The following is a 9,401-nucleotide window of genomic DNA, read 5'->3' as shown; positions in this document are numbered from 1 at the left end:
ATGGACGACCTCGCCGCCGGAGCCGGCGTCTCACGGCGGACGCTCTTCAACTACGTCCCGAGCAAGCTCGATGCCGTCCTGGGGCCCGCGCCCACGCTGTCGGAGCAGAGCCGGGCGCGCTTCGTCGCCAGCCGCCCCGGGGGGGGGGGGGGGGGGGGGGGGGGGGGGGGGGGGGGGGGGGGGGGGGGGGGGGGGGGGGGGGGGGGGGGGGGCGCCCCCCCCCCGGCGCGCGGGTCACTTCTGGGTGATGGTGAAGGTCTTGCTGGAGCCGACGGCGACGCCGTTGCCGGCCCAGACCGCCCGCAGGGTGTGCTTGCCCTTGCTCAGCTTCGGCAGCTTCACCTTCGCCGCGCCGCCCTTGAGCCTGACGGACTTGAGCGCGGTGCGGCCCTCGAGGATCCGGACCTTGCCGGTGGCCGAGGCGCTGACGCCGCTGAGGGCCACCTTGACGGTGCCGACCGCCGCCTTGCCCTTGGCGACCTTGGCCGGCAGCGTCTCGGAGACGGCGGAACCGGTCTTGACGACCACCGAGGCGGTGTCGGTCGAACCCTCGAAGGCAGAGCCCTCCGCCGGCACGAACTCCGCGCTGAACTCACGGCTGCCGAGCTCCAGGCCCGTGGCCGTGTGGGTGGCGCGACCCGAGACGAGCGGCACGCCGGTGGCCAACGTCTGGCCGCCGGAGGTGAACGTCACGGTGCCCTGGGGAGCGGTGCTGCCGGTGACCTGGGCGACGAGCGTCGCCGAGCGGGCCTTGGCGCTCGAGGCGGAGAGGGACAGGCCGGTGGCCACGGCCTCGTTGAGCGTGAAGTTGCTGGTGCTGCTCTGCGTCGCGACGCCGCAGACACCGCCCTGGTCCGGCGTGGCCAGCTGCTTGAACCCGGCGTCCTCGATGAGCCCCCGCGCGTCGCTGGAGCAGACGAAGCCGTCCTCGCCGAAGACGGCCTGGACCTCGGGCTTGGCCAGGTCGGTGCCACGGACGACGTTGTAGAGGGCCCGGTCGGCCCGGAAGCCGGACTCGAGCCGCAGGGTGGACCCGAGCAGGCCGGCGCGGCCCTCGGAGAACGGCGCCACCGCGTTGGGGTCGTTCTTGATCGTGGTGTCGTCGTGCTCCTGCACCTCGGCCACAGAGGCGGCCAGCTGGACGTCGACGCCGTTGTTGGCCGACTTCAGCTGGGAGACGAAGAAGCTCCGGGTGCCCGAGCCCGCCTGCGGGATCTTCGGCGCGATGACGCCGGGCTTGCCGCCGAGCTGGGACCAGTTGGTCACCGTGCCGTCGTAGATGTCGACGATCTGGTCCTTGGTCAGGGTTGCCGGCGCGTTGGACGGGGCCGAGCCCGAGACCGCCATCACCAGGGTGTCGAGGGCGAAGGGGAAGTTCTGCAGGCCGGCCTGGACCTCGGTGCTGGTGGGGCCGGAGGAGGAGCGGGCGAAGTCGACGTCGGCGTTGTTGCCGGCGCCGTAGAGCAGCGCCTTGCCGGATCCCGAGCCGTTGGGGCGCTTGATGGCGCCGCCGGGCAGGGTGACCTCGCCGCCGCCGGTCGCCGCGAACGTCGCGATCCGGTTCGCGGGCTTGCCCGCGTTCCAGGCGTCCGCGATCAGCTTGAGGGCGTGCTGGCTGGTGTCGGAGCCGACGCCGACGAGGTCGGCGGCGACCGGGGTGAAGGTCGTGTCGTCGGGCTCGGCGGCGAACGCGGGGGCCGACAGCGCGAGGCCGGACCCGGCGAGGGTCGCGGCCGCGAGGCCGGCGAGGGACTTGCGTACGAACATTTCCTTGTCGCTTTCTTCAGATGGGTGGTGCGGTCGGTGGTGCGGTCGAACGGGCCCCGAGCGGCCCGGTGGTGCGGTCAGAGGACGTTCGGCAGGAGCCGCACGGCCACGTCGGTGGTCGCCCACGAGAGAGCGACGGCAAGGGGGCTGGCGACGACCCACACGAGGACCGCCGGCCAGCGCTGCCGCGCCGCCAGGACGCCGAGGACCAGGGCGACCAGGACGGCGAGGTGCAGGGCGAGCAGCGGCAGCGCACCGGTGTCGGTGCCGAGCGCCTTCTCCGACTCGGGCACGGCCGCAGGGCGACCTGGCGGGGCGGGGAAGCCCTCGTCCGCGTCCGCGTCGACGTAGACCACCGAGCTGCCGGAGAAGCGCCCCGCGCCCTCGGCTGTGACCAGAGTGAGGCGCGCGGCGCCCTCCTCGGCGGGCGGGGGCAGCGGGTCGCCGGCCCGGCGTACCCCGCGGACGGTGAAGGCCACGGTCCCCTGCGCCGCGGTCACGTCGATGCGGTCGCCCGCGCGGAGCTCCGCGAGGTCGCGGAAGGGGCCGCCGTAGGTGGCGGCCCGGCCGTACACGACCGAGGTGCCGACCTGCCCGGGAAGCACGGTGTCACGCCGGTGGCCGGGCCCGACGAGCGTGTCCCCGGACGCCGTCCCTTCCACCACGACCTGCTCGAGGCCGACCGCGGGCGCGCTCAGCACGGCGACCGGGGCGCCGACGGGGACGACGGGGCCCAGCGGCGCGGTCGCGCTGGCCAGTTGCGTGCGCAGCTCCCGGTAGAGGAGCTCCTGGGCCCGCTCGTGGGACAACGCGCCGAGGACGAGCACCTGCACGACGGTCCACAGGCACACCAGGGCGACCATGGTGAGGACCGAGGAGACCAGCGCGACCCGGTCGTCGGGGCGGGTGGCGGGCCTCGCCCGCCGTACCCGCGACCGTCGACGGGGAGTGGGCACTGCCGGCATCCCTGGCGCGACGCCATCGACGGAGCGGGCGAGGACGCTCATCGCGGCACCCGCACGAAGAAGCGGAGACCGCTGGCGACCAGCAGGGCGACCAGCCCGACGAGCAGCAGGGCGGGCAGCACGCCGCTCCCCAGCCGCGAGGCCACCGCCTGCGTCGCCGGCATCTCCGGCACCGCGACGGCGGGCGCGTCGGCCCCGCCCGACGCCGGTGGCTGCGCCTCGGGCACCTCGTCGACGGGCACCTCGCCCGTCGGCAGGTCGACCCCGCCGACCGGCCCGGCACCGCCCCCGGAGGTCCCGCCACCTGGGCCGTCCCCTGCGGCCGGGCCGGCGCCGCCCGCCGGGGTGCGCTGCGCCGCGACGGCGGCCGCCACCTCCTGCGCCGACTCGAAGAGCGCTGCGGTCACGCCGGTGCGGCGGATCGGCAGGTAGCCGTCGGGGAGCTCGCCGTTCCCGCTCCCGGGACGCTGCCCTTCCGTGGTGGCGACCCGGATGAACTGCGCGACCTTGGCAGCGTCGTCCTCGGGCATCCCCCGCAGCCGCGCGGCGGTGTAGACGACCATCGTCCCGGGGTAGGCAGCCCCGGAGCGACGGACGTCTCCCTGGTCGAGCACGAACGGCTGCATTCGGCCCTTCTGCCGCGCGAGGCGGATGGCGGCCGCGAGGGAGGCGTCGTTCGGCGCGACGTAGCGCCCCGGCTTGGTCTGCAACGACGCCGAGCGCAGGCCGTAGCGGGCGGCGTCACCCAGGCTGGTGAGACCCAGCATGAAGCGCGAGCCGAACGACTGCCGGTCGACCCGGCCGAGCTTGTACTGCTGCGTCGACTGGTCGAACTCGCAGCGGGTCTGCACGTTCGGGTGGGCGTCGAGGAGGGCCCCGGAGATCTTGCGGAGCGTGGTCACCGGGGCCGCGAGCTGGGTGAAGTACACCGCCGGGTTCTCCTGGCGGCAGGTGTTCTCGGTCTTCGGCACGTAGGTGTCGAGCAGCGGCCACTCCGCCCGCGGCAGCTCGATCCCCCGGTACTCGGGGTTGACCCGCATGCCCCACGGGTCCGGCTTGCCGGAGACGAAGGCGCGGGCGTCGGGGTCCTCGGCGAGGTACGCCGTCAGCTGCTCGACGACGTCGGAGCCGTTGGACAGCGAGAGCAGCGTCGCGCCGGCCTCCTGGGTCGTCGTGGCGAGGCCCGGGTTGAGCTTCTGGAACTCCGGGTCGTTCATGATCGCCAACGGGTTGCCCTCGATGCCCGGATGGCCGCGTCCGAGGTCGGACCCGAGGTAGCTCTGGGTGAGCAGCTTCGCGAGGAGGCGGGCGTTGAGCCGCAGCCGCGTGTACTCCCCGCCGTTGTCGGGTTCGTCGATGGCATAGGCGATGGAGAAGCCGGTGATCGCCGTCGGGGCGTAGCCGACCGGGTCGGGACCGCGTCGCTCGTGCTCGGACGAGACGGCGGCGGCTGCCCCACCGCCGCTCTCCATCAGGTTCCACCCGGCCTCGTCGGACATCTGGTTGAGCTGGAACTTGAACCGGTCCTTGGCCAGGCAGTACGCCGGGGACCACTGGAGCGCGGCCTGGGCGAGCAGCTCGGACCCGTAGAACCCCGTCGGCGGACGGGGGTCGCGGATGTCGCAGGTGTCCGGTGGCAGGCCGAAGGTGATCGGGATGGAGAACCGGTGCCGCCAGTTCGAGGCCGACCACCACAGGGCCGGGCCGACCGCCTGGTCGATCCCCTCACCGGCGAAGTTGCTGCTGCCGGGCGCGAACCGCCCGCCGCGGCGGCAGGCCTGGTCGCCGTTGGTCTGCGGCGTCGAGGGCCGGTCGCAGCTGAGCCCGACGATCGGGATGACGACGACCGAGCAGGCGACCTGGTGGTTGCAGCCGAGCGACTCGTTCTCCACGTCGCTGCGGACCTCGAACTGGACGCTGCCGGTGCCGTCCGGCTCGGTGAACGCCGCCAGCTCGGCCGGGGGGAATGCCGCGCCGACCGCGGCCTCGGGAGGCATGTGCGTGCCGTCGCAGGCGAGGTGCCGGGTGCCGCCGCGGGCGACGAAGGGCGTGAGCCGGGTGGAGTACCCAGCGATGTCCGCGGTGGCGCACTCCTCCGCGGAGGGGAACGGCTCCACGCCGGAGAGCCGCTCGCGGTCGGCGTCGGCGGCGTGGAGGTCGTGGCGCCACAACGCCTCGCCGTCGGAGCGGCTCACCTGGGACCGCTGTGCGACCGAGCCGGTCCAGCAGGTCTCGGGGCTCAACCGCCGGCTGGCCGGCGCGCCGGCGTCGTCGACCCCGCGGCACTGGAGGATGACGACCGGGTACTCCTGGCTGAGCCCGTTCTCGCCGTACGGGTTGCTCGCCCGACCGCCGCTGGGCTGTGCGCCCCGCCAGCTGATGCGGATGCGCTGGCGGCCGCGGAGGTTGCGTGTCTTGTCGGCGGTGACGGTCACGTCGTACGTCGGGAAGGCGAAGGTCGACCCGTCGGCGTTGGTCAGCACCCGCGTCAGCGACTTCGTCGCGCGGTAGCCGTCCTTCCGCGCCCCCTCGCCCTTCCCGGGGCCCCCCGGGGCTGCCGCGGCGGCCGCGGCCGGCGCCAGGTCTCCACCGTCTGCCGTGGGGGCCACGGCACCGACGCCGAGCAAGGCGACCACCAGAGCGAGCAGCACGGCGAGCCGGCGGCGGATCCGTGTGCTGCTCATCGGGCGGCTCGCCGTCGCTTGAGCGCGGCCACGTACAGCCCGGGCAGGAGGACCAGGGCCAGCAGCTCGGCTGCTGCGAGCCAGCCGAACGTCCGCGTGTCCGCGGGACGGTGGGCGGCCAGCTCGGTCGGCGTGGCGTAGAGCGCCTCGCCGGCGCTGGTTCCCACCTCGCCGCCGACCACGGCTCCGGTCTCCGGGTCGAGCACGGCCGGGGCCTCGCCCCCGGGCGCCGCCGGGTCCACCCCGGAACCGGCGCCGCCCTGGCCGTCCGGCCCGCCGGAGCCGCCGGTGTCACCGCCCGCGGCCGCACCGCCGTCCCCGGCGGGCGCGCCGCCCTCGTCGGTGGAGGGCTGGTTGGTGCCGGTGGCCGTGCCGCAAGGGCCGGCGCCGACCTTGTCGCAGGCGGCGGGCTGCGGCGCGATCTGGGCCAGCTTGTTGCCCGCGAGGTTCTTGCCGTCGAAGGTCGGGTTGTTGCACTCGGTGACCTTGCGGTCCGTGAGGTCGACGTCCGGGTCGGCCTGCCCGAGCCGGGCGATCTGCTGGAATCCGGCCTGCACGAGGTTGAGCGGCAGCGGCGAGTACCCGTACGGCCCCGCCTTCGACTGGCCGGCGCACAGCGAGTAGTACATGAGGTCGGCGAGCGTCTGCCGCTTCGCGGTCGACATCCGCGGGTCGTCGCTGCCGGTCGGGATGATCATGTAGCTGTAGGACGACAGCGGGTAGGCCCGCGGATCGGTGGCCGAGTAGACCCCGTCGAGGACCTGGGTGAGGTAGAGCGGGGAGCTCTTGTCCTGGTTGATCCGCGCCTTGGTCAACGCGACGGCGACGTTGTACTGCGTGGGCTCGACGAAGTAGCCGCCCTTGTTGAGGACCTTGACGACCGGGTAGTCCTTGTTGACCGGGTAGGAGTACTCGACGTACCCGATGGTGCCGTTGCCGGCGAACCCGGCGATGGTGTTCATGACCTGGTCCGAGCCGGCCTGTCCCACCGCGCGCCCCTTGCGCGGGTAGTAGGACGTCAGGCCCGACCGACCGAAGAAGGGCCGCCACAGGTGGGGGTACTGGTCGTCCATCCAGCTGGTGAACTGGGCGGTCGTCCCGGAGCCGTCCGACCGGACGACGGGCGTGATCGGCAGCGACGGGAACGACCGCCCGTTGTTGTCCTTGGCGATGGCCGGGTCGTTCCAGTTGGTGATCTGGTTGGTGAAGATCTTCGCGATCGTCTCGCCGGAGAGGCGGAGGTTGCGGACGAGCTCGTTGCCGATCTTGAGCTGGTAGGTGAACGCCGTCCCGCCCGCCACGATCGGCAGGTAGGCGAACTCGCGGCCGTTGCTGGTGTCGGCGTTCCCCGCCTCGTCGACGCCCTGGTACGGGATCTCGGAGATCGCGAAGTCGGTGCTCCCCTGGGCGAAGTCCTTGCGCCCCTTGGACGAGCCGCCGCCCGTGTAGACGACCTTCATGCCGTTCGCGTCGACGTCTGAGATCCACTGCTGCACGATCAGCTCCGACCAGGTGGAGCCGGTCCCCTCGATCTGGGCGTACGTCGCGGCGTGGGCCGTGCCCGGCAGCGTGGCCACGCAGCCCAGCGCGAGCAGGAAGGCGCACCAGGCGCGGATCGTTCGGCGAGCGGTGCTCAACGGGTCTCCCCCGGGGTCGAGGCGGTGGTCAGGTGGGTGGTCGGGCCGGCGGGGCCGGCGGGACTGAGCGGGTCCGCGGGCCGCACGTGGGCGGGCTCCCGGCGGCGGATCGACGGCGCCTGCGCCAGCCGGGCGAGCAGCCGGCTGCGCCACGGCGCCCGGGCGCCCCGCGGGCGGGCCAGCAGCCGGGCGACCACGAAGAGGACCAGCACCAGGAGGAGCAGCACGGCGGCAGCGCCGTAGGCCCGGGTGATGGCGGTCGGCTCACCGGACCGCACCAGCGAGAAGATGTAGAGCGGCAGGGAGTTCATCGCTCCCTCGGTGGGATCGGTGACCAGGAACGCCGCGGCTCCGGAGGTGAGCAGGACCGGACTGGTCTCGCCGATGCCCCGGGCCACGCCCAGGATCACCGCGGTGGCCAGACCGGGGCGAGCGGTCGGGAGCACCACGCACCACACGGTGCGCCAGCGGCTCGCGCCGAGCGCGAGGCTCGCCTCGCGCAGCCCGGAGGGGACGACCCGGAGGACCACGTCGGCGGCGCGGGCGATGATCGGGAGCATCATCACCGCGATCGCGAGCGCGGCGGCCAGGCCGGAGCGCGGGTAGCCCAGGGCACGGATCAGCACGGTGTAGATGAAGAGCCCGGCGACGATGGAGGGCAGCGCGGTCATCGCCTCGACCACCGTGCGGACCACTCGGGCGAACCGGCCGCCGACCTCGGTCATGAAGACGGCCGTGCCGATGCCGAGCGGCAGCGTGATCACCAGGGCGATGCCCAGCTGGACCAGCGAGCCGGCGACCGCATGGAGCACACCGCCGCGGTCGAGGGCGTCCTTGGGGCCGACGCCGGACATGTCGTCGACGAAGAAGTTGAGGTGCGTGAGGGGTCGCCAGCCGCGCGAGCCGACGTCGTAGACCACCGACACGAGCGCCGCGCCGACGACCACCGCCCCGCCGATCACCACGGCCTCCGCGACCCGTTCGGCCACCTCGGTGGAGCCGCCCGTCATGGCCGCAGCGGTCGCGGTCAGCACCAGGCCGAGCACGAACCAGGCGATGACGAACCACGGCAGCCCGGCCAGCGGCAGCAACCGCTGGGTGAGCACCCAGGCGAGGCCCAGCGCGGCGACCCAGGGGCCGAGGCGGGCGAACTGCTCGTCGGGGCTGAGCCGGCCCAGGCTGGTCCGCCGTACCGCCGGCGGGGCGTCCTCGTCGCGGACCGGCAGGTGCGTCGCGGCGACCGGCGTCGCGGCGCCGCCGACCTCGGGCGGTGCGGTGGTCGTCATGCGTCCGTCCCCGCTCCGGAGCGGCTGCGGCCGACGATGACCGCGGCCACCGTGTTGACCACCAGCGTGATGAGGAACAGCACGAAGCCGGCCGCGAGGAGCGCGGAGAGCTGCGCGTCGGTGGCCTCCCCGAAGCGGCCGGCGATCAGCGCGCTGACCGTGCTGGTGCCCAGCTCGGTGATGTTGAGCTTGACCTCGAAGGCCGGGGAGATGATCAGGTAGACGGCGATGGTCTCGCCGAGGGCCCGGCCCAAGCCGAGCATCGTGCCGCCGATGATGCCGCCCCGGCCGAAGGGGAGCACGACCGCGCGGATCATCCCCCAGCGGGTCGATCCGAGCGCGAGCGCGGCCTCCTTCTCGCCCGGAGGCGTCTGGGAGAACACCTGGCGCATGACCGCGCACGCCATCGGCATGACCATCGCGGCGACGGCGATCCCGGCGCAGAAGGCGCTGGCCGTGTAGCGGCTGGTGTCCCACACCGCGGCGTCGGGGTCAGCGCCCCGTACGTCGAACAGCGGGATCCAGCCGAGGTTGCGCTCGAGCCACAGCGCCAGCGCCGCAGCGTGGGGCATGACGAGGAAGTAGCCCCAGAGTCCGTAGACGATCGAGGGCACGGCCGCCATGAGGTCGACCAGCGACACCAACGTCGACCGGAGCCGGGCCGGCGCGTACTCGCTGATGTACAGGGCGGTGAGCAAGGCCAGCGGGAAGGCGAAGACCATCGCCACCATCGCGACCGACACCGTGCCCGCGAGCACCGCGGCGATGCCGACGACGTCGGCCTCGGGCTGCCACTCGCTCCCGGTGAAGAACGACCAGCCGTACCGGTCGAGGGTCGGGTAGGCCTGCCAGGCGAGGAAGACGCCCACGCCGCCGGTGACCAGGAGGACCGACGCGCCGACTGCACGGCTGGCGTGCTCGAACACGGCGTCCACGCCCGTCGCACGTCGGGAGATCCGGCGGGGACGGACGTCGTCGCCGGCGCCGGGAAGCGGAAGGGTCGTCACGGTGGTCCTGAGGTGAGGTCTGCTCCCCGGGCGGAGGTGCCCGGGCGAGCAGATC

At 73.7% G+C, this 9,401-nt stretch carries 6 protein-coding genes; all 6 read right to left on the bottom strand.

The window, feature by feature from the left end; translation table 11 throughout:
• Positions 1-234 precede the first annotated feature (234 nt).
• The 6 genes from ACSMHG_RS03165 to pstC all read right to left on the bottom strand — a co-directional run bounded on the left by ACSMHG_RS03165 (position 235) and on the right by pstC (position 9,346).
• Positions 235-1,767, bottom strand: a complete 1,533-nt coding sequence (locus tag ACSMHG_RS03165; RefSeq protein WP_435741927.1) for an Ig-like domain repeat protein — start codon at positions 1,765-1,767, stop codon at positions 235-237.
• A gap of 77 nt (positions 1,768-1,844) precedes the next feature.
• Entirely contained in the window at positions 1,845-2,723 is an 879-nt protein-coding gene (locus ACSMHG_RS03160) for a sortase (protein ID WP_435741926.1), read from the bottom strand.
• 47 nt (positions 2,724-2,770) lie between these two features.
• Positions 2,771-5,416 (bottom strand): hypothetical protein, encoded by a 2,646-nt coding sequence (locus ACSMHG_RS03155; protein ID WP_435741925.1) that lies wholly within the window; start codon positions 5,414-5,416, stop codon positions 2,771-2,773.
• Positions 5,413-7,053, bottom strand: a complete 1,641-nt coding sequence (locus ACSMHG_RS03150) for a phosphate ABC transporter substrate-binding protein PstS (RefSeq protein WP_435741924.1) — start codon at positions 7,051-7,053, stop codon at positions 5,413-5,415. The genes ACSMHG_RS03155 and ACSMHG_RS03150 overlap by 4 nt, the downstream gene beginning before the upstream one ends.
• Positions 7,050-8,339 (bottom strand): phosphate ABC transporter permease PstA, encoded by a 1,290-nt coding sequence (gene pstA, locus ACSMHG_RS03145; RefSeq protein ID WP_435741923.1) that lies wholly within the window; start codon positions 8,337-8,339, stop codon positions 7,050-7,052. Before pstA ends, ACSMHG_RS03150 begins: the two co-directional genes overlap by 4 nt.
• Positions 8,336-9,346, bottom strand: a complete 1,011-nt coding sequence (pstC, locus tag ACSMHG_RS03140) for a phosphate ABC transporter permease subunit PstC (RefSeq protein ID WP_435741922.1) — start codon at positions 9,344-9,346, stop codon at positions 8,336-8,338. The genes pstA and pstC overlap by 4 nt, the downstream gene beginning before the upstream one ends.
• Between the last annotated feature and the right edge of the window lie 55 nt (positions 9,347-9,401).

The organism is Nocardioides ureilyticus (assembly GCF_051280745.1).
Taxonomy (GTDB): Bacteria; Actinomycetota; Actinomycetes; order Propionibacteriales; family Nocardioidaceae; genus Nocardioides.
This window is presented reverse-complemented; position numbering and strand designations above follow the sequence as displayed.